Source organism: Candidatus Taylorbacteria bacterium (genome assembly GCA_039934295.1).
In the GTDB taxonomy this organism is placed as follows: Bacteria; Patescibacteriota; Minisyncoccia; order Phycocordibacterales; family HO2-43-120; genus HO2-43-120.
In genome coordinates this window covers 18,026-37,339 of the sequence record JBDTMN010000008.1, presented here as the reverse complement: position 1 = coordinate 37,339, position 19,314 = coordinate 18,026, and the positions used below count along the sequence as shown (strand labels likewise).

General features: G+C 46.0%; 21 protein-coding genes. 15 read left to right on the top strand and 6 right to left on the bottom strand.

Features of this window, described 5'->3' with window-relative positions:
- Nucleotides 1-4: 4 nt before the first annotated feature.
- Nucleotides 5-223 carry a hypothetical protein gene (locus tag ABI430_03160; protein MEO8637874.1) on the bottom strand — a complete coding sequence of 73 codons (219 nt, stop codon included), beginning with the start codon at nt 221-223 and terminating at the stop codon, nt 5-7.
- Between the two features lie 194 nt (nt 224-417).
- On the opposite strand from ABI430_03160, the gene ABI430_03155 reads away from it, so the two are divergent.
- The 9 genes from ABI430_03155 (at nt 418) to ABI430_03115 (ending at nt 9,509) form a co-directional block, all read left to right on the top strand.
- Nucleotides 418-555, top strand: coding sequence for a hypothetical protein (locus ABI430_03155; GenBank protein MEO8637873.1), 138 nt, complete (start codon nt 418-420; stop codon nt 553-555).
- A gap of 68 nt (nt 556-623) precedes the next feature.
- Nucleotides 624-941, top strand: coding sequence for a hypothetical protein (locus tag ABI430_03150; protein ID MEO8637872.1), 318 nt, complete (start codon nt 624-626; stop codon nt 939-941).
- 1 nt (nt 942) lies between these two features.
- The gene (locus ABI430_03145) at nt 943-1,941 is read left to right on the top strand and encodes an H-type lectin domain-containing protein (GenBank protein MEO8637871.1); all 999 of its coding nucleotides are present in this window, start codon (nt 943-945) and stop codon (nt 1,939-1,941) included.
- A 557-nt stretch (nt 1,942-2,498) separates the two neighbouring features.
- Nucleotides 2,499-3,656, top strand: coding sequence for a transcription termination factor NusA (gene nusA / locus ABI430_03140; GenBank protein ID MEO8637870.1), 1,158 nt, complete (start codon nt 2,499-2,501; stop codon nt 3,654-3,656).
- A gap of 117 nt (nt 3,657-3,773) precedes the next feature.
- Entirely contained in the window at nt 3,774-5,756 is a 1,983-nt protein-coding gene (locus tag ABI430_03135; GenBank protein MEO8637869.1) for a sodium-translocating pyrophosphatase, read from the top strand.
- Between the two features lie 166 nt (nt 5,757-5,922).
- The gene (locus ABI430_03130; protein ID MEO8637868.1) at nt 5,923-6,570 is read left to right on the top strand and encodes a hypothetical protein; all 648 of its coding nucleotides are present in this window, start codon (nt 5,923-5,925) and stop codon (nt 6,568-6,570) included.
- Nucleotides 6,571-6,731: 161 nt separating this feature from the next.
- On the top strand, nt 6,732-7,433 hold the full coding sequence (locus tag ABI430_03125; protein ID MEO8637867.1) for a hypothetical protein: 702 nt from the start codon (nt 6,732-6,734) through the stop codon (nt 7,431-7,433).
- Between the two features lie 153 nt (nt 7,434-7,586).
- Nucleotides 7,587-7,925 (top strand): hypothetical protein, encoded by a 339-nt coding sequence (locus ABI430_03120; GenBank protein ID MEO8637866.1) that lies wholly within the window; start codon nt 7,587-7,589, stop codon nt 7,923-7,925.
- A gap of 543 nt (nt 7,926-8,468) precedes the next feature.
- Complete coding sequence (locus tag ABI430_03115) at nt 8,469-9,509, top strand: trigger factor (GenBank protein MEO8637865.1); 1,041 nt, start codon at nt 8,469-8,471, stop codon at nt 9,507-9,509.
- Nucleotides 9,510-9,576: 67 nt separating this feature from the next.
- Here the strand turns inward: ABI430_03115 and ABI430_03110 are convergent, their stop codons facing one another.
- Entirely contained in the window at nt 9,577-10,275 is a 699-nt protein-coding gene (locus tag ABI430_03110) for an RsmE family RNA methyltransferase (protein MEO8637864.1), read from the bottom strand.
- Nucleotides 10,276-10,518: 243 nt separating this feature from the next.
- Here ABI430_03110 and clpP point away from each other — a divergent pair, with 243 nt between their 5' ends.
- The 3 genes from clpP (at nt 10,519) to rny (ending at nt 13,485) form a co-directional block, all read left to right on the top strand.
- Nucleotides 10,519-11,097 carry an ATP-dependent Clp endopeptidase proteolytic subunit ClpP gene (gene clpP, locus ABI430_03105; protein MEO8637863.1) on the top strand — a complete coding sequence of 193 codons (579 nt, stop codon included), beginning with the start codon at nt 10,519-10,521 and terminating at the stop codon, nt 11,095-11,097.
- Nucleotides 11,098-11,257: 160 nt separating this feature from the next.
- Nucleotides 11,258-11,635 (top strand): hypothetical protein, encoded by a 378-nt coding sequence (locus tag ABI430_03100; GenBank protein ID MEO8637862.1) that lies wholly within the window; start codon nt 11,258-11,260, stop codon nt 11,633-11,635.
- A 320-nt stretch (nt 11,636-11,955) separates the two neighbouring features.
- Nucleotides 11,956-13,485, top strand: coding sequence for a ribonuclease Y (gene rny, locus ABI430_03095; protein ID MEO8637861.1), 1,530 nt, complete (start codon nt 11,956-11,958; stop codon nt 13,483-13,485).
- A 292-nt stretch (nt 13,486-13,777) separates the two neighbouring features.
- On the opposite strand, the gene ABI430_03090 is transcribed toward rny, so the two are convergent.
- Complete coding sequence (locus ABI430_03090; protein MEO8637860.1) at nt 13,778-14,257, bottom strand: hypothetical protein; 480 nt, start codon at nt 14,255-14,257, stop codon at nt 13,778-13,780.
- A gap of 185 nt (nt 14,258-14,442) precedes the next feature.
- Nucleotides 14,443-14,943, bottom strand: coding sequence for a hypothetical protein (locus ABI430_03085; GenBank protein MEO8637859.1), 501 nt, complete (start codon nt 14,941-14,943; stop codon nt 14,443-14,445).
- Between the two features lie 533 nt (nt 14,944-15,476).
- On the opposite strand from ABI430_03085, the gene ABI430_03080 reads away from it, so the two are divergent.
- Nucleotides 15,477-15,749, top strand: coding sequence for an HU family DNA-binding protein (locus tag ABI430_03080; GenBank protein MEO8637858.1), 273 nt, complete (start codon nt 15,477-15,479; stop codon nt 15,747-15,749).
- A 326-nt stretch (nt 15,750-16,075) separates the two neighbouring features.
- On the opposite strand, the gene ABI430_03075 is transcribed toward ABI430_03080, so the two are convergent.
- Nucleotides 16,076-17,317: an SPASM domain-containing protein gene (locus ABI430_03075; protein MEO8637857.1), complete on the bottom strand. Its 1,242-nt coding sequence runs from the start codon at nt 17,315-17,317 to the stop codon at nt 16,076-16,078.
- 150 nt (nt 17,318-17,467) lie between these two features.
- The gene (locus tag ABI430_03070) at nt 17,468-17,590 is read right to left on the bottom strand and encodes a hypothetical protein (GenBank protein ID MEO8637856.1); all 123 of its coding nucleotides are present in this window, start codon (nt 17,588-17,590) and stop codon (nt 17,468-17,470) included.
- Nucleotides 17,591-17,642: 52 nt separating this feature from the next.
- On the opposite strand from ABI430_03070, the gene ABI430_03065 reads away from it, so the two are divergent.
- Together ABI430_03065 and ABI430_03060 are read left to right on the top strand one after the other, a co-directional pair.
- The gene (locus tag ABI430_03065) at nt 17,643-18,428 is read left to right on the top strand and encodes a helix-turn-helix domain-containing protein (protein ID MEO8637855.1); all 786 of its coding nucleotides are present in this window, start codon (nt 17,643-17,645) and stop codon (nt 18,426-18,428) included.
- 9 nt (nt 18,429-18,437) lie between these two features.
- Entirely contained in the window at nt 18,438-19,289 is an 852-nt protein-coding gene (locus ABI430_03060) for a DUF4105 domain-containing protein (protein ID MEO8637854.1), read from the top strand.
- Nucleotides 19,290-19,314: the final 25 nt, after the last annotated feature.

Below are 19,314 nucleotides of genomic sequence, written 5' to 3'. Positions count from 1 at the left end.
TTTTTCATGTCATGGACAGTCCTTGCCAAACACCGCGGTAATCCTGAGTCAAAGAGTCAATGGGAATGGTGTCGGGAAAAACAATTTTCTTCGAGAAGAAAAAATGCATAAGGAAAAAAAGCAAGAGAGCTAGAGCGAAAAGAACAAGAATGGGAATGAGCTTGCGGTCTCCGCGAGAGTGCGAAGATACTTCCGTTTGGGACAGATTGGGAAAAGTGTCCATGAGGTAAAGTATACCACATATCTTGAATTCAAAACTATGCAAGGTGGGGAAAACCCCGTAGTGAATTTTGGCATTTGGCTTCGCCATTTGAAATCTCTTGATTTCAAAATGCCAAAATCTACTACGGGGAAAAGTGCCAAAAATCAACGAGCGAAGCGACTATAACCCGCACTTCAGTGCGGAGCAATAGTCGTATGACTATGATTTTTGAGCATCCCCGCGGAGGCGGGGATCCAGAGCATCCTTGCGGAGGCGAGGACGCCCTGCCCCCAGCACTTTCGGAAAGTGCTGGGGGCAAAATCCTCCCAATCTTCTTACTCACCTTTTTTTAAATCAATAATCAAACATATCCACACCCTGTTCATTGCTTATCTTTTTATTCGATACTATAATTCATCTCATGGACAACATCTCTTCGAACAATTCTCCCCAATTTCCTCAAGAACAAAAACGACCCAACGTCACCGTAATACTTTCTACTGTAGGTATTTTTGTGGTGCTTATCTTCCTTGCATATGCTGTCTACTATTACGCAACTTCTCCCTCTCCCATTGTAAAAGAAGTCCCCCTTCTCGAACAAAGAGTAACCCTCACTCCAGAGCAGGCGGCGGAAAAGAAAAAAATAATTGAGGAAACAGATACTTCGAGGGTCACATTGAGTCAGTCGCAGGCAGAGGCAAAACTTTTATTAATTAAACAGGCACAACAATTAAAATAATATGAAAACAGCAAAACAATACATCTTGTCGATAGCCCTAAGCTTAGGAATACTATTTGGAGTCAGTTCTCTGCAAGCGGGGTATACAGCTCCCACCATGGCTCCTCCAAACGGAAATGCCGAAGCGCCCATAAATGTTGGGGATAATGTGCAAACAAAGCTTGGACAGCTTAGAATAAATACACAGATAATTGACCCATATAAAGTCGGTCTCTTGGTCTTCGGGAAATCGATTTTTAACGGTAATATTGAGATTGGCACTACAACCAGTCCCGCCACCGTCAAAATTTTCAACGGGAGCCAAGGATCAGGCAAAGTCCTCACGTCTGATGATGTCGGAAACGCAACATGGCAGACGCCAACTGGAGGAGGGGGAGGAGGTACGGGGAACTGGGGTAATATATTTACATACCATACCGATGTCAATTTTGTTAATGGGGTTTCTGACTGGATAACTATCAGTTTACCAAGTGGCAATACCATGACTGCAGCAGCAGTACGTTATGGAGGATTATCTGACCTTACTACTTATATGGTAGATGGTCAGGTGTCTATTACTGAATTTATGGATATGCAAGCATATGTTGAAGTTGATCAAGCTCAATCTAGAGTGAAAGTGCATCTAATAAATAACAACCACATAACACCAAATACTACCTACGATACGGGTCTAATAGAAATATACCTGACCATTTTTACCGGAAGTCCTTCGGGAGGAAGTGGATCAACCCAAGTTATCGATACAGGTTTGGCAAATATTAATTGTGCTGAATACGCATGGGTTACAACCACGGCAGTTTCTTTTAATAAGACATTCACCCAAGCTCCTAAGGTATTTCTCCAGTCTAAGTGGATGAACGAGAACGGTAATGAGGCGACTATCTTTTGGGTAACTAACGTGACCACAACAGGATTCAATATACGTTATGGAACCCCAAACAGTAATTCTTGTCGTACTGAGAGGGATCCTGGTATTATGTGGATGGCTATACAAAGTTAGAAAACTAATCTCGGGTAGAGCGTTTCTTTTACCTCGCGAAATTTGATTTGTGAACAGTTCCATTAAAAAGAATATAAGCCTCCGGCAAGGACCGTAAGCCTCCGGCAAGGACCGTAAGCCTCCGGCAAGGACCGTCCTTGACATGAAGAAACCGCTCAACATAGCGGTTTCTTCTTACAAAGAGACTCTTTGGACAATTAGGTAGTCACACGACTATTGCTCATGGGTTATGTGGCGTAACTCAGGGTCATGGTGGTGTAATAATTTGTTTCTATCGTTTACACCCTTTTTTGTTTTGATTGCTTTTTTTATGAAAGGGATGTAGTATAGTCGTATTCGAAGTTCGCCCAAAAGCGGACTCATTTTTTTAAAAGTATAATACAAATCCACGAATGTGTGACCGCCCGTACCCCGTCCGACCGAGTCATCCGGGCGGGCGAAACGTTACGTTCGGGCGGGCGAATGACACGAATAAAGAATCCGGCTTATTCGAATGCTTTATTTGTGAAAAGTTCTTAACTATTCGTGTGCCCTATTCGTTAAGGGTTCTTAACATCATGTTTGACCTCAAAGTAATCCACTCGGTTCTCTCCCAGCTTGAAGAAGAGCGGGGAATTCCGAAAGCAAAAATACTCGAAGCCATCGAGCAGGCGTTGGCGACCGCGTACAAAAAAGAATACGGCAAGAAAGGCCAAATCGTAAGAGCCGTCTTCGATTTGAATTCCGGCAAAACCGAATTTCATCAAGTAAAAATTGTTGTTGATGAAACGCGCGTCATTCTGCCCGAAGAAGCGCTCGCGCTTGAAACTGAAGGAGAGAGCGAGAAAAAAATTCCCGACGAAATGGAGGAGCGCGCTCGCTTCAATCCCGAGCATCATATTCTCCTTGATGACGCGAAAAAAATAAAAAAAGGCGCTGTGCTCGATGATGAAATCATATTCCCACTTGAAGCCAAGGAAGACTACGGGCGCATTGCCGCCCAGACAGCCAAACAAGTCATCATCCAGAAAATCCGAGAAGCGGAAAAAGTTTCCGTCATGGCGGAATACGGCAAGCGACAGGGCGAAATTGTTTCTGGTACTGTCCAGCGAGTCGAGCGGGGCAACATTTTCATTGACCTCGGCCGAACCAACGGCATTCTCCCCTACGAAGAGCAGATACCGGGCGAAAGATACCGCCAAGGAGAACGAGTGCGCGTGTATCTTTTCTCCGTGGAAGAAAGTCCAAAAGGAATTTTCCTACGGCTCTCCCGTTCGCACCCCAAATTCCTTCATGAACTCTTCAAAATCGAAGTGCCGGAAATCGCCTCCGGAGCAGTCGAGATAAAAGCAATCGCGCGAGAAGCTGGCTCGCGCTCAAAAGTGGCAGTCGTATCGAATGACCCCCACATCGACCCCGTGGGGTCTATGGTGGGTCAGCGTGGCGTTCGTGTGGGAACAGTGATGAGCGAGCTCGGCGGAGAGAAAATTGATATTATAGAGTGGTCTCCGGAACTTCGAAAATTCGTCGAAGACTCTCTTTCTCCCGCAAAAGTTATTTCTGTCGAACTCGACGAGAACACAAAAAGCGCGAAGGTGATTGTGGCGGAAGACCAGCAATCGCTCGCAATAGGCAAGGGAGGCCAGAACGTGCGCCTTGCCGCGAAGCTCACCGGCGCTCGCATAGACATTCAGTCAATGAAAGGAGAGAATATAAGCGAAGCGATTCCAGAGTAAATTTTAATAATTATTAACACGATGCGAATATACGAATTATTCGAATGCTCCGAATAGGACTCTTTTCCCTTCTTATTTGTAGATTCGCATGTATCCGTAGATTAGCATCGCATCAGTATGAATCCTTACATAATTTTTTCTTTAGTTAGCGGAGCCATTGCGATTGTCTACGGCCTCTTTTTAATACGAGGCATTCTGAAAATGAGCGCGGGCAATGACAAAATGCGAGAAATCGCCGCCGCAATCCAATCTGGCGCCGAAGCATACTTGCAGAGACAGTATCGAACCATCACCATTATCGCAATCATTCTCTTTTTCGTTCTTTGGATTGCTCTTGATATCAAAATCGCTATCGGCTTTTTGGTCGGAGCGGTTTTGTCGGCAGTCACCGGATTTATCGGCATGAATGTGTCGGTGCGAACCAATGTCAGGACTACCGAGGCGGCGAGGCAAGGCCTCGCCGCCGCCCTCTCTCTTGCTTTCAAAGGGGGAGCAGTCACCGGCCTTTTTGTCGTCGGTTTGGCGCTTCTTGGAGTAACGGCATTTTTCGCCATCACCCATGATGTTGCTTCGCTCATCGGCCTTGCCTTCGGCGCAAGCTTGATTTCCGTTTTTGCCCGACTAGGAGGCGGAATTTTTACCAAGGCGGCCGACGTCGGTACCGACCTTGTGGGAAAAGTTGAAGCAGGAATTCCGGAAGACGACCCGAGAAACCCGGGCGTCATCGCGGACAATGTGGGCGACAATGTGGGCGACTGCGCAGGCATGGCCGCGGACTTGTTTGAAACATACGCCGTAACCACCATCGCCGCCATGATGCTTGGCGCAACGCTCTTTCGAGGTTTTGAAGGCGCGCTCATCTACCCATTGGCCATCGGAGGCATCGCCATCATCGCGTCCATAGTAGGCACCTGGTTTGTAAAACTTGGAAAGTCACAAAATATCATGGGCGCGATGTACAAAGGACTTGCGGTCGCCGGAGTCTTGGCCGCGCTCGCCTTCTACCCCATTACAAATATGATAATGAGCGGGAACGGTGCTTATTCAGTTTTGAATCTCTTTGGATGCACGTTGGTCGGACTTATCGTCACGGCACTTTTAGTCATCATCACCGAATACTATACTTCAACAAAATACAATCCGGTAAAATCAATCGCGGCGGCTTCCATTTCAGGACACGGCACAAACATTATTCAAGGACTCGCAATTTCAATGAAAGCAACCGCATGGCCCTTGCTCACGATTGTCGCGGGAATTTTGGCCTCATACCATTTCGCGGGACTCTATGGAATTGCTGTTGCCGCAATGAGCATGCTCTCGATGGCGGGAATTATTGTGGCGATTGACGCGTACGGCCCGATTACCGACAACGCGGGAGGAATCGCGGAGATGGCTAAACTTCCACAGGAAGTCCGAGATGTTACCGACCCCTTAGACGCAGTCGGCAACACCACGAAAGCAGTGACCAAAGGATACGCCATCGGTTCTGCCGGCCTCGCCGCGCTCGTCCTTTTTACTTCTTATACCGAGGCAGTCCCCGGTTTGACATTCAGCTTGAGTGACCCGAGAGTTATTGTCGGGCTCTTCTTGGGGGGACTCCTGCCTTATTACTTTGCCGCCCTTTCAATGGAAGCAGTGGGCGTTGCCGCGGGAAAAGTTGTTGATGAAGTGAGGAGACAATTCCGCGAAATTAAGGGCATTATGCAAGGCACAGCGAAGCCCGATTATGCACGCTGTGTGGACATTGTCACTTCCGCCGCTATCAAAGAAATGATTATTCCTGCTCTCATCCCTGTTTTGGCTCCGATTCTCGTCGGCTTTATTTTGGGACCAGTCGCACTCGGCGGGTTGCTCGTCGGCTCTATCGTTACCGGACTATTTGTCGCGATTTCAATGACCTCGGGAGGAGGCGCTTGGGACAATGCCAAGAAACATATTGAGCAGGGCGCGCATGGAGGCAAAGGTTCTCCCGCTCACAAAGCGGCAGTCACGGGAGATACCGTCGGCGACCCGTATAAAGATACTGCAGGTCCCGCCATCAACCCTATGATAAAAATATTGAATATCGTAGCGCTTCTTATCGTCGCATTTTTGGTTTAATCCCCCTCCCCAAGGCCCGACCTTAAGTCGGAAAAAAGGTCGGGCCTTAGTCTCCAAAATGTTTTAAAGCCGACCGCCTTCGGCGGTCGGCTTTACTTTTACCCAATCTTCATGTAGTTTTCTCCTTAGAAAAAAGACAGACACCTAACCCGGGAGGAATCAGATCATGAATATTCCAGTCGTACTCTTCATTGGACGATCGAGCCTCAAGAACTTTGCAGAAGAGTTGGATAAGGATAAGTATTTCCAAGTACTGCTTCTCTCCATCCCGAGCGCTCTTACATTCGTTCAGGGGAATGGCGAGAGCGTGAGCTTTGCAATATTCCAAATGGTGGAAAACCCCTGCGTCGAATTGGACAGGAACGAAACTCTCGAGGGATACAAAACCGGCATTGTCCTAAAGAAAAAGCTCGAACCGCTTTGCCCCAACGCAACATTCATCATCTTCAACAACGGAAGAGGCGAGATGAATGAATTTGGAAATGACCCGAAAGTGGTCCCTCTCGGAAACCCGCGTGTCTACTCGCAAGCGGAACTATGCGCGCTTATCGAGGAACTCTCCCGAAGAAAAGATAAAACGCCTTCGGCTTCAAGTCCCCCTCCGGTCAATCCAGCTCTGGCCGAGACCGAAATGTCCCCGCCCGCGCCTCCTGAAACCGTTCCAGGAAAAATTCGACCTCTGATGCACGAAGTCGAGATACACCCTTCAATGTGCGGAGACCCTCCCACTTGCTCCGAGTGTGGACACGTTGCCGTAAAAAAGAACGGTTTCTGGAAATGCCTCAACTGCGGAGAGTCGGTGGACGCATGTTGACCTCTCGACCCACTTAAACCCATCCTCCACAGGATGGTTTTTTTCTTCCAAGGGTTACCCTTGGAAATTTTTTGTCGGAGTAATAGTTAAAAATACCATACTGTAGTAAAATAGAAGAGCACTTTCGATAGTGCCTTATCAGCATTTTAAAAAATAAATAAATGATTGTAAAAAAGTTAGCGATGCTTTCCGTAATAATGAGTTTAACTCTCGGAGTCGTGCCTGCGCTCGCGGAAGATTCCGGAGCAAACACGCAAACCGATACGCGAGAAAAGCAACAGCTTCGAAATTTTAATTTGGAAAAGATGCAGAATGAGCTCCAAAAGAAAAATGACGATCGTCCTTTTGGAGGTATTCTTTCAAAGTGGAGAGGTAGATTCGCGAGCACGACTCCGTTTCGCGATAAAATGGGCACCTCTTCCATTCACAAAAGAGAAGAGATTAAGGACAGATTAAAAACCCTCAAAAACAAAAACATCGCAGACCATGTGGATAAAGTGGTCGACAGGCTGGGAAATGCGGTGGACCGGCTTTTGGCAATCGGCACCAAACTCGAGGAGCGGATGAACAAAATGGAAGATTCTGGCATCGACCTTACACAGGCCGAAGTTCTTTTGACTCAATTTAAAACGGTTGCCGACCAAGCGAAAGAAGACATCATTTCGGCAAATTCCAGAATTCAGACCATCCTTGAGCAACCAATCACCTCCGAGACAGGCCCTAGGGTGAGAGCTGAACTCAAAGTCGCCGAAGAAAGTGTGAAGGGCGCGCTTAAGGCACTCGTTGACGTCATTAAATCCGTAAAAGCAAATGTGAGGAGCGGAGACGACAGCGCTACGAGCACTTCAAATTCAGAAAATTAATAATTAATGCAACAGTGACACCCGCCCGTTCCGAACGAACCATCTTTAGTACGTTCGGGCGGGATTAACCATTGACATTTGACCACAGAATTTTGCAAAGCAAAATTCTGTAAAAGTCACATATCAATTGTCACTGTTCAAATGTTCCCAAATATGGATCAAAACCAAAATCAAGCCGGCTACACAACAAATTCTTCCCCGACAAACACGACCCCAGTCGAATCGCCAAACAAGTCGAATCATGTGGCATTGACTGTTTCGATTATCGCAGTTCTTATCCTTCTTACGGGAGGACTCCTTCTCTCTCGTTCGATACAGCAGGCGCAAGATGGAGAAACTGCCATCACCGCGTCTCCGGAGTCGCTCCCAATGTCCGACTCTCCCGACGCACTCTCTCAAAGTGACGACCTCAATACTCTAGAGGCCGAAGCCAACGCGACGGCTGTGGCAAGTAGCGCCAATTTTGATTACTCGTTTGACCCGCAAAACTAAAATACGCTCGGCACGTCCTTTTATAGAATCAGAAAGCCTCCCCAGCCGGAGGCTTTCTTCGTCCTAAAAAAATTTTTTCAATCAGAATTGAAAACCATGCAAATTTTCCCGCGAACCCGCCCGAATGAATTCATCCGCCCGGATGCCATCCCGACAGAGCAATCCGCCCGGACGAAATTCCGTTCGGACGGGTTCTGGCGGGAATCCATTCGGACGGGTTCAGACGGGTGTTCTCTAAAAGAGATGTCTCGCTCTGACGTTTAAGAGAACTTTTTCCTTTCTCTTACGTTACAAGTTACACGTTACACGTTACATTATTCCCCTTGACTCAAATCCGTATTCAGCTATATTTACGAGAACCAGTTTCAACAAAAATGGCTCAACCAAAACGCAAAAATTTCGAGGTAAAAACAGAGGATGAGAAAGGAGGCGTACTAGCAGTACGAACGACTGACGAAACTCTGTTTTTGACCGAAATTTTCATGTTTTGGGAGCCAAGCATGCTTTTTTATTTCTAGCGGTTTTTATTGAAACTGGTTCTACATGCAAAAAACATACTCGAATTTAAAAATAACCAAACTCCCCCACTCCGAAGTTGAAATAGAAGGCGAAATTACCGTCCTAGAAATGCAGAAAGCTCGGAGGGAAGCACTCGAACATTTGAAACGCGAAGCCGACATGCCTGGTTTTCGAAAAGGCCACGTTCCCGAGAACATTATTTTGGAGAAATTCGGAGAGATGCACATTTTAAACGACGCCGCGGAAATCGCGCTTCAAGAGGCGTATCCGGCAATCGTTATTGATAATGATATTTCTGTTATCGGTCGCCCCGCGATTACCATCACGAAAATCGCCAAAGACAATCCGCTTGGCTTTAAGATAAAAGTGCCGATTTTTCCCGAGGTAACTCTCGCCGATTATAAAACGCTCGCGAAGAAAGAGATGACCAAAGCGGATGAGCTTGCAGTTACCGACTCCGAAATAGACGACGTGATAAAAGGGCTCCAAGAAAACAAATCGATGGCAATAAAAAAAGCGGACGTAAGCAAAGAAGAAAAAGTGCTCCCGGAAGTAAATGAAGAATTCATTAAAACATTTGGCAATTTCAAAGACATCACCGACTTCAAAACAAAAATCAAAGAAAATTTGACCCTCGAAAAGATTGCTCGGGCAAAAGAAAAAAAACGCCTGACGCTCGGAGAGAAACTGGTGGGAGATTCAAAGATGGAACTGCCGGAAATATTGATAGAGGGAGAAGTCCGCAAAATGGAGCTCCAGTTTGAGGACGACCTCAAAAGAATGAATCTCAAAATGGACGATTACTTGAAGCACCTGAAAAAGAATCGCGAGGAACTCGCGCGCGAGTGGCGCGAGCCGGCGGAAAAGCGAGCGAAACTCCAAATCATTCTTAACAAAATCGCGCTCGAAGAAAAAATCTCTGCCTCGAAAGAAGAAATGGACAAAGAAGTAGCTCACATCCTCGAACACCACAAGGATGCGGACAAAGAGAGAGTCGGCTCCTACGTAGAAATGATGCTCACCAATGAAAAAGTTTGGGAGTTTCTCGAAAGCCAGAGCGTGTAGCGTGTAACGTAAGAAAAAATCAAGGTGACTCCTTAGCTCTCTAAGGTGTCTCCTTGATTTTTTGTCATCACAAAAGCAAAAGAGAAAGCACAGCAATCGTGGCGGTTTCGGATCGTAAAATCTGCGGACCGAGTGAGTAGACGGGAATATTTTTCTCGCGAAAAAGGGCGAGCTCTTTTTCGCTCCAACCGCCTTCGGGACCGATGAATAAGGTGTAAGGTGTAAGGTGTAAGGTGTTAGACTGAAAAAGAGAGCCAGAGGGGTCGAAGACAAGGGCAGAAGAGGGAGAAGGAAGGGAAGAGATGGCCTCGGGAAGTGAAACTGATTCAGCGATAGTAGGTAGAATACCTCTTCCGGATTGCTCGGAAGATTCTTTCAAAATCTTTTTTGCGCGTTCACTATTTATTTTCTTCTTCTCGCTCCGCTCGGAAAGAAGCGGGACAAAATGCGAAACGCCAAGCTCCGTGCCCTTCTCCAAAACCCACTCAAAATTGCTTTTTTTTATTATCGATTGAAAGAGCGTAATTTCTTTCTTAGGAATATTTATATTCTTTCTTTTCTCCAAAATTCGGAACGTGAGCGTTCCCCGCGCAAACGAAGTAACTGCGGAAACGTATTCAAAGCCTGTGTTATCAAGAAGAATCACCCGACTCGCCACGTTCATCCGAAAAACGTTTCTAAGCTGATGAAACAACTCCACATCGTTCAACACGACCTCCTTTTCGTCGCCAATCGTCTCTTGTATGAAAAAATTATGGATTCTCATTATCAGTAATGTACCACATATCAAAAAATGTGTAACTTTCCGAAAAATTTGTCAAATCATATTTTTCTGATATATTGACTGTATTACTCTTTAATTTTCATTCTTATTCCTGATTCTTAAATCATGAATCTTGAATCTACCCATAATGTCTTACCTCATACCTACAGTTATCGACCCCAGTAGTAGAGCAAGGCTCACTACGGGGCAAGAAAATCTTAACTATTAACTTTTAGCATTAAAATTATGTCTTATTTGATTCCAACGGTTATTGAGAAGTCACAGTTTGGCGAGCGCGCATACGATATATACTCGCGCCTTTTGCGCGAAAATATCATCTTCTTGGGAGGCCCGATAGACGACTACACCGCAAACATCGTCATCGCCCAGCTTCTGTTCTTGCAATCCGAAGATCCAAAAAAAGATATTTCACTGTATGTAAATTCCCCCGGAGGACAGGTCACCGCAGGCATGGCAATCATCGACACGATGAATCATATTAAAAATGACGTCTCCACTGTCTGCGTCGGTATCGCGGCATCCATGGGCGCGGTAATTCTCTCTGCCGGAGCAAAAGGCAAAAGGATGGCGCTCCCCAACGCCGAAGTAATGATCCATCAGCCATTGGGAGGCGCGGAAGGCCAGGCATCCGACATTGAAATCAGCGCCAAGCATATTTTGAAAACCCGCGAGAACCTAAATAAAATGCTCGCAAAAAACACGGGAAAAACTCTCGCTCAAATCGAAAAAGATGTTGACCGCAATTACTTCATGACTTCTGAAGAAGCCAAGAAGTACGGGATTATTGATAAGGTGATTTCGTAGGAGTAGGTGTTAGGTTTTAGGTGTTAGGTGTCAGTATGAGAAAAGATAGGAATATAGAATCCCCCCAAGTTTCTCGGAGAAACTTGGGGGGATTTCAATTGACAACAAAATTATTCCGGACTATTCTGAAACCAGCCCGAACAAAAAAAGAAAAATTCGAATGAAACCGACACCCTGTCTCACCATGTCCGACTTTTACAAAAAACTCGAGACGCTAGTGGATTCGGGTTGGAAAGCCCGCTTCCGAAATGGACACATCCTTCTTTGGAGTCCCCGAGCAAAAGTCGCGCGCTTTGATCCCTTGACGGCCTGGTTTAAACTCGAAACAGGAAAACGTGTGAGCCTCGCCCGAGTGAGAGCTCAAGCACTGGATTACGGTTTAAGCAAACCCATAATAAATCGCATCTTGGGCGCAACGGATCGCACGTCGTATTTTGCCACTCGAATGAAAATGGCGCGCACCTTGCGTATCATTGGCGACTCCAAAGCCTACATTCCGAACTCCTTGGATATATCTACCGCGCCACTATGTGACTAGGTAGATTTTTATTGAAAACTGACAACGAGTAACCTAAAAGGTGACAAATTCCTTTAGATGATGTATTGTATTCAATGTAGATTTATTATTCATATGCCCTACTGCGTCCCCAAAGCTTTGCGGAGGAGGATTCGTTAAGGGTTCTTAGCATAAATTGAATTTCGGCTTTGCTTATATGGTTTTTATTGGATTGCTTTTCTTTATTGAATTACATGTGTACGTATATTTTCTCCAGACTAGATCAAATCTAATATAAGTAGAACTTGCGCGTAAAGCGCAAGCGCTATGAACTTTTTAGGTGGAGGCGGGATCGCCATAACATGACATTAAAAATAGCCCTCCTGTTTACATCCGTAACAGGAATAGTGGGAATCGCAGTCGGATATTATCTCCGGGTGCTTGTTGCTCTCGGGAAAAAAGGTTCAGTCGAGCTCCAGATAAAAGAACGCGAGCTACGCGCAGAAGAAAAAGCAAAAAAAATAATTGCCGACGCCGAGACCAAAGCCATCGAGACAATCAAGGAAATCCGAGTTGAGATAAAAGAAAAGGAAGAAAAATTGAAGAAGACGGAGGATAGAATCGTCAAAAAAGAAGACCAACTCGACCATAGGCAGACCGAGCTTGACCGCGAAGTCGAGAGCGTGAAAGCCAAAATCGTCGAGATTAAAAAAATCAAGGAGAGAGTAGACGAGCAAGATAAAGCGAAGGCGCTTGAGCTTGAAAAAATCGCAGAGCTCACGAAGGATGAAGCGAGAGCGAGCCTCATTAAAGCCGTCGAAAAACTGTACGAAGAGGATCTTTTGGTGCGCATGCAGAAGCTCGAAAATTTCGGCGAAGAGACACTGGAGAAAAAAGCGAAAGAAATCCTTACCACCTGCATTCAGAGACTGGGAAACGCCGTAGGCGCAGACGTCCTCTCGACCACGCTTGCCATTCCCTCTGATGAGCTCAAGGGAAAAATTATCGGCAAGGAGGGTAGGAATATCAAAGCCTTCGAGCGAGTAACAGGTGTCGAAATCATAGTTGACGATACTCCCGGTTCCATCACTATTTCTTCGTTCGACCCGGTGAGGCGCCAAGTTGCCAGGCTCGCTCTCGAGGCCTTGATTGCGGACGGCCGAATCCAGCCAGCCAAAATCGAGAAGCTCGTGGAGAAAGCCCAGGAAGACATCAATAAAACTATCAAAGAAAAAGGCGCGGAAGCGGCCTATGAATGCGGGGTAATCAACCTTGACCCGCGCATCCTTCACATTTTGGGAAGGCTTCACTTCAGGACGAGCTACGGACAAAACGTCTTGGCTCACTCGATTGAAATGTCGCACATCGCGGGAATGCTCGCGGCGGAGCTTGGCGCAAATGTGAACGTTGCAAAAGCCGGAGCGCTTCTCCACGACATCGGAAAAGCCGTAGACCACGAAGTGCAGGGCACGCACGTGGAGATTGGAAGGAGAATTCTTCAGAAATTCGGAGCGGGAGAAGAAATCGTGAAAGCCATGCAGGCCCATCATGAAGAATATCCGTACGAAACTGTTGAGTCGGTCATCGTGCAGGTGGCGGATGCCATTTCAGGAGGCCGTCCTGGCGCGCGTAGAGACTCCGTGGAAAATTATTTGAAACGTCTCGAAGACTTGGAAGGTATCGCGAAGTCTCTCCCCGGCGTTGAGAAAGCATATGCCCTGGCTGCAGGCCGAGAGATTCGAGTCTTCGTTACCCCGGGGGAAATCGGCGACTTGGACGCTCATACAATGGCGCGTGAAATCGCTCTTCGCATCGAAAAGGAACTCAAATATCCGGGAGAAATCAAGGTGACAGTGATTCGAGAAACAAGGGTCATAGAGTTTGCCCGTTAAGAAACGGGCAAAGTGTAGCTGATTTTTCCGCTAGAAAAATCATGTCGAAAGATTTTCAATAGCAAAGCTATTGTAAAATTTTCGACTTGTAACGTGTAACGTCTGAAAAAAGAGAGGAAAAACCCAGGGCGGCCGAAGGCCGCCCTGGGTTTTTGTTTTTCTTTTTTCCTCCCATCCTTTTCCAAGGAGGGGTTTGGGGTGGTAATTATTCGTGTGCCTTTTTTGTCATAGGTTCTTAACATAAAAAATCCCGCGAGCGAATCGCGGGAGGTGAAAAAAGGACAACAAGACGCTAGACCGAAGAACGAGATGTAGCATGTCCTCGCCTCCCAAGCTCAGAGGAAAAGAGCGCATACGGCTTTCGCGAATCGCGAACCACGAGTGCCACACCCTCGCGCCTGCGGTCAAATATGATGAAGTAGCTCCCAACTTGAATCTCGTCCGGCAACTTCTGTTCAAACTTGACGTATTTCGGTTCTTTGCGTTCATCTCCTTCGCTCCGGACCGAGAGAAAAGTACAGAGTATGTCATCATGAATCGTGTCAGACCGAGAGCACACCCTGTACACGGTTTTTGCTCTCAATGCCCACCACGATTTCGACCCGCCAAGGAGCTGAGTAGCACAGAGAAGGACGGTAACCGCCGCAATTGAGCTGGAGACAAGGATACTGAGCCAAGACGGAAGTGCAATGCGAAGAAGTGTGAAGACAGAAAGGAAGAAAAAGGATGCGAATACAGTAGCGAGAACCAGGCGAAAACGGTAATTTCTCATATTTTTGGGGATTTTTGTGTAGGGAGCGTTTTTTTGTTGTTTTTCTTTAAATTCCGCCCTCAATCATAGACCATCGTCTCCTTGAAATCAATCGACGGGAATACGGAAGTGAAGTATCACAAATGTTAGAAAAAACCCCGCGAACGTATCCGGGGTGGTGAGGACGAGGAGACCGAAAAACAAAGTTAGGCCGAGGCCAGACGCAGTTTGGGTTGTTTTTGCTTGACAAGTTCGTCTGAACACAACAAGTGAACACCGGGGTGGCCAATCGCGAAAAGAAGACCGTCAAGTGGGCTGTCAAAAATAGCGAAACTTTCCCCAGCCCGAATTGCTTCTGGCAACTCAATTTCAAACTCGACGTAGCGAGGGTATTTGCGATCATATCCTTCACTAACTACCAGTAAAACAGTTTGAAGTGGCAAACCACGAACCGAAGTAGACCGAAAGCAGACTCGATACACGCATTCTTTTCCCAACTCATGCCACGAGTGGGGACGACCTCGGTAGCCCAACGTGATAGAGTAAATCAAGAGTCCGAGCAAGGTGTCCAACCCCACCACAATGATCGTCTTTTCAGGATCAACAAACTCGACATCGACCTTTTTATGAAAACTCACGGAAATTAAAAAAAAGACGGTGCCGACAAGCACAATAAATGCGATCTGACGGAATATGTATTTTTTCATAGAGTTTGACGTGTTGACTGCGTTTTTGTTTGTTTTTCTGTCTATCTACACCCTATATTATTCCAAAGGACTCAAAAAGCAAGTAACTACCTGAAATGATTGAGTGCGAGAGAAGAAAATTCCCCTTTCTTACGTTACATGTTACCCTAGTCCGACGCGTCATCGGACGGGTTTAGGACACGCTACACGTTACATGCTCGGTAAAAATTGACTTTTTCCCATTCTCATTCCTTATTTCAGAGCCTGTTGCCCAAAAAATGGCTTACTATATAATAGAAACAGAGAAAACACTGGGTTTCTGCCCGGTTTAAAGGAATATCAGCCTGTTCCAAATCTAATATTATTTTGAACAGGCTCTCAGGTCGACATTATTTAATCTTTTATCAGCTAACGATAGCATCTAAGAACTCACATGTTTGAATGAAGTTCGAGGAAAAGCCGAGGGATGAACCGAGCCATACTCTTATGTATGGTGAGGAAGTACCGAAGGCTTTGACAAAGAAATTCGTCAAACATGTGAGTTCCCCAATAAAATGAATAAACAAGCAATAGCGGAGGCCATAGCAGCCAAAATCGGCGGAACAAAAGTTCAGGCCGAACAAGCGATTGACGTAGTAGTTGACTCAATCGTAAATACACTAAAGAAAGGTGAGGAAGTATCTATCGCAGGAATCGGAATCTTCTCCGTAAAACAAAGAGCGGCAAGACAAGCTCGAAACCCAAGGACAGGAGAAGCTATTTCTGTTCCAGCAATGAGAGTGCCGAAGTTTAGAGCGGCTAAAGCTTTGAAGGAGGCAGTCAAGTAATGATTCAAGAATCTAGATTCCCGCCCGAACGACTGTTCAGTCGGGCAGGCAAGATTCACGAAAAGAGAAATTCTTTTGAACAAAATCCCGTTTCTACGGGATTTTGTTTTAGTCGGACGGTTTTGTGTTTTCTCTCCTAATGATCTCCCTCCCCTCCTTTTCCAAGGAGGGGAACTAAAGGGGTGGTAAATATTCGTATCCATTGGTATATCGTTCTCATTCGTATATTGGTATCAATACATGATTCATATTATGTATAAAAAAACCCCGCATTTTATTGCGAGGTTGGAGTTTGTTTACGCTATTCTCCAAAGCGTCTGGCAGACCTACTGCCGTGTATTTACCTTTGCTTTCACCTCTCCGTAAAAACGTTTAGGGAGCGACACACCATCCTTAACACATCCATTGTTAAACTGGTTGATAGCGTAGTTTTTACTGTTTTTCCAGATCTCACGAAGCGGCGCTGTGCGAACATTAGGATGAACCACAAAGTCCGGAGTGTCATTGCCAGGACACCTCTGCACAGTTCCGTCATAGTGGATATAGAGACCGTGAGTGAGTTGATTGCAAGGGGCGACTCCGATGTAGGGATGAGGTCCTTCCTCGAGAAATTGTTCGTGAGTCATTACCCCACGATCAATTGCCCATAAATAGACCTCGACCGCCAATCTGATGTAGTCGTCTTCGAATTTTTTCTCCGAAGCCTTCCTCACCAGCTTGTGTCCCTTTCCTGAAACCATAGTTGGTGGAAGATATACTGGGATGTTCCTTTCGGCGCCCCATTTGTATATTTCCGCAACACAACTAAGATTCTGGGAAGTCACCGGACTGCAGATAATTGCCAACCTTGGTTTAGTAAGGTCAGCATTCATCCCAGCTTCGCAGAGTCGCTCGAGAGCTATTCCGCGTGCTGCATGATAGTCAAACTTCTCATTGATTTGCCGTTCATTCCGAGGAATGAAAAGGTTTTCGAAATGAGGATCGAATGACCGGCCTCCAACCAAGAATGTCACATTCGGATATGACACGAGCTTTTTGACCAGCTCTTTCGAACTGATTCCGTGGTAATGATGCGCAAGTGCGTCATTTCCCATGATGGCTCCCTTGGTGAATATCCCGACCACAATGCCCCGATCCCGGAACCCATCTAGAATCTGGAAAAGTTGAGGATTGGCGAGTAATTCGCCTGGTCCCAAAAATTTCACTGATTCGAGACCAAGTTCTATTGCATCATCAACAACCTTCCAGACCTCTTTCAATGTCATGATTGGGTTGTGAAGTTCTGCCTCGTTAAAGCATCCCGGACATTTGTGTGGACATGGATAGTTCAGCGTGAAGATCTTCTCGGCTTCTCCGAGGGGGGCGCTGTTTACCATTTGCGCAAACCCTGCTTCCGGAATGTTCAGGTCGAGAGTGAGAAGTTTTTTATACTTCACCCCTTTAATTGTTACAGTCCCATGAAGACAGCCTTCGGGGAAACTCCATTTCCAGATCATTCGCGAAGTTCCGTTAGGAAGTTCGCTCTTTGCAGGAAGTGTAGCAGGCACGTTGGGAAAAATATTGGTCATAGGTTGTTTCCAACCATCTTGTGTAGAGAAGCAGTTCTGCTCTTCATAATCCCGCAATTGCGGAATCGGCTTTATGCCTCACTCGATAGGTGGATGGTGGGCTCTAGAGTACACCCACCCTTCACCCATCGAGTGCTTACACATATTTTTTCAAAGAACCACCATCACTCTTCTGTCAAAAGGATAACATTTTATTCCATCATTGTCAATCTTTATCGTCAATCTGCTTTTGTAAATAGCCATATTTCTCAATATATTATTGTGTATCAACATATTTTTGTGGAAACTTATTGACACAAATACGATTTGGGTATATACTTTCGTTATGAAGGATGAAAACGCACAATTAAAAATTACCCTTCGAACATTCGGCTTGAGCGAAAAAGAAACCATCGTTTACGTTGCACTCCTTGAACTCGGTAAAGGCACCGTCACACAAATCTCTCGAAAAGCTGGAATAAACAGAACAACGGGCTACGACATTCTCGATTCCCTTTCAAATAAATTGTTAGTGAATGTTTCAGGGAAAGAGCCGAAGCAGGAATACGCAGTTGAGCCTCCAGATGCTATTTTGCGATTCCTGAAAGACCGGCTTCAGGATACCGAGGAACAAATCAAAAAGGCCGAAGAGCTTGTGCCACAACTTCGACGCGTGGAAGCAACTCAAAATCGGCCAAAAATAAAATTCTATGAAGGAAAAGAGGGACTCAAGCACGTGTACGAGGACACTTTGGCTTCTGAAGAGCCGATTCGCGCATATGCCAACGTAGACGACATGCACAAAGGACTCGCAAATTATTTTCCCGAGTACTACAAACGGCGTGCAGAAAAAAACATCAAAATTCGAGCAATTGTTCCAAAAACTCCGACAGGAGAGGAGCGTGCCTCACACGATGAGGAAGAAAAACGTGAAATCGCATTCGTTCCGGCTGACAAATACTATTTTTCCCCAGAGATAAACATCTACGACAATAAAATAATGATCGCCTCATGGCGCGAGAAGCTCGGCGTCATAATCGAAAGCGCCGAGATTGCCGACGCAATGAAAAAAATCTACGAACTCGCTTGGGCAGAAGCCAAAAGACTGGATAAAGATTTACGAAATAAGTAGAATAATAAAATGAGAAAAATCAAAAAGTGGCTAAAGCGACTCATTCTCTACCTCATTGTCTTTGCAGTTGTTGGGGTGGCATTCGCACTCGCCATTACTCACTTCACGACGAAGGCGTCCAATGACAGAGAGTGGAACGACGACCAAAAAATTCTTGCCTTCGCTGAAATAAATGGGAATATTGTTTCCATCCACAACATACGCAATTTCACCTACGCCTCCACTACAAGCTACACGCCTCATTATTACGACAAAACATTTGACATCAGCACCCTAAAGAAAGTTTGGTACGTCGTCGAGCCGTTTTCCGGAATTCCCGGGTCGGCTCACACATTCTTGAGTTTCGAATTTGAGGGTGACCAGTTTGTTTCCATTTCTGTAGAAATCCGCAAAGAAAAAGGCGAATCATACGACCCAGTCAAAGGTCTCTTCAATCAGTACGAACTCATGTATGTCATCGCAGACGAGCGTGATGTCGTGAAGCTACGCTCAAATTACCGCAAGGATTTGGTCTACGTCTACCCCATTAAAACCACGGTGGAAAAAGCCCGCGCCTTATTTCTCGACATGATGGAGCGGACAAACGCGCTCAAAGACCACCCCGAATTTTACAATACCATCACCAACACCTGCACCACCAATATCGTGCAGCACGTCGATAAAATTACTCCGAACAAAGTGCCCCTTTTTAACCTTAGGATTCTGCTTCCGGCGAACTCCGACAAGCTCGCGTACGATCTCGGCCTCATCGACACCAAGCTTTCTTTCGAAGATGCGCGAGCGCGGTATTTTATAAACGACCGCGCGGAAAAATACGCGAACGACCCCGATTTTTCAGTGAAAATCAGACAGGCTGATTAACCCCCCAAGGTTCGACCTTAAATCT

What these genes read in the sequence shown, in the direction of transcription:
- ABI430_03070 (MEO8637856.1), bottom strand. Translation starts at nt 17,590, where the DNA reads ATGTTGATACACAATAATATATTGAGAAATATGGCTATTTACAAAAGC.
- ABI430_03125 (MEO8637867.1), top strand. Translation starts at nt 6,732, where the DNA reads ATGATTGTAAAAAAGTTAGCGATGCTTTCCGTAATAATGAGTTTAACT.
- ABI430_03120 (MEO8637866.1), top strand. Translation starts at nt 7,587, where the DNA reads ATGGATCAAAACCAAAATCAAGCCGGCTACACAACAAATTCTTCCCCG.
- ABI430_03075 (MEO8637857.1), bottom strand. Translation starts at nt 17,317, where the DNA reads ATGACCAATATTTTTCCCAACGTGCCTGCTACACTTCCTGCAAAGAGC.
- ABI430_03155 (MEO8637873.1), top strand. Translation starts at nt 418, where the DNA reads ATGACTATGATTTTTGAGCATCCCCGCGGAGGCGGGGATCCAGAGCAT.
- nusA (MEO8637870.1), top strand. Translation starts at nt 2,499, where the DNA reads ATGTTTGACCTCAAAGTAATCCACTCGGTTCTCTCCCAGCTTGAAGAA.
- ABI430_03150 (MEO8637872.1), top strand. Translation starts at nt 624, where the DNA reads ATGGACAACATCTCTTCGAACAATTCTCCCCAATTTCCTCAAGAACAA.
- ABI430_03060 (MEO8637854.1), top strand. Translation starts at nt 18,438, where the DNA reads ATGAGAAAAATCAAAAAGTGGCTAAAGCGACTCATTCTCTACCTCATT.
- ABI430_03090 (MEO8637860.1), bottom strand. Translation starts at nt 14,257, where the DNA reads ATGAGAAATTACCGTTTTCGCCTGGTTCTCGCTACTGTATTCGCATCC.
- rny (MEO8637861.1), top strand. Translation starts at nt 11,956, where the DNA reads ATGACATTAAAAATAGCCCTCCTGTTTACATCCGTAACAGGAATAGTG.
- ABI430_03115 (MEO8637865.1), top strand. Translation starts at nt 8,469, where the DNA reads ATGCAAAAAACATACTCGAATTTAAAAATAACCAAACTCCCCCACTCC.
- ABI430_03100 (MEO8637862.1), top strand. Translation starts at nt 11,258, where the DNA reads ATGAAACCGACACCCTGTCTCACCATGTCCGACTTTTACAAAAAACTC.
- ABI430_03135 (MEO8637869.1), top strand. Translation starts at nt 3,774, where the DNA reads ATGAATCCTTACATAATTTTTTCTTTAGTTAGCGGAGCCATTGCGATT.
- ABI430_03065 (MEO8637855.1), top strand. Translation starts at nt 17,643, where the DNA reads ATGAAGGATGAAAACGCACAATTAAAAATTACCCTTCGAACATTCGGC.
- ABI430_03080 (MEO8637858.1), top strand. Translation starts at nt 15,477, where the DNA reads ATGAATAAACAAGCAATAGCGGAGGCCATAGCAGCCAAAATCGGCGGA.
- ABI430_03160 (MEO8637874.1), bottom strand. Translation starts at nt 223, where the DNA reads ATGGACACTTTTCCCAATCTGTCCCAAACGGAAGTATCTTCGCACTCT.
- ABI430_03145 (MEO8637871.1), top strand. Translation starts at nt 943, where the DNA reads ATGAAAACAGCAAAACAATACATCTTGTCGATAGCCCTAAGCTTAGGA.
- ABI430_03130 (MEO8637868.1), top strand. Translation starts at nt 5,923, where the DNA reads ATGAATATTCCAGTCGTACTCTTCATTGGACGATCGAGCCTCAAGAAC.
- ABI430_03110 (MEO8637864.1), bottom strand. Translation starts at nt 10,275, where the DNA reads ATGAGAATCCATAATTTTTTCATACAAGAGACGATTGGCGACGAAAAG.
- clpP (MEO8637863.1), top strand. Translation starts at nt 10,519, where the DNA reads ATGTCTTATTTGATTCCAACGGTTATTGAGAAGTCACAGTTTGGCGAG.
- ABI430_03085 (MEO8637859.1), bottom strand. Translation starts at nt 14,943, where the DNA reads ATGAAAAAATACATATTCCGTCAGATCGCATTTATTGTGCTTGTCGGC.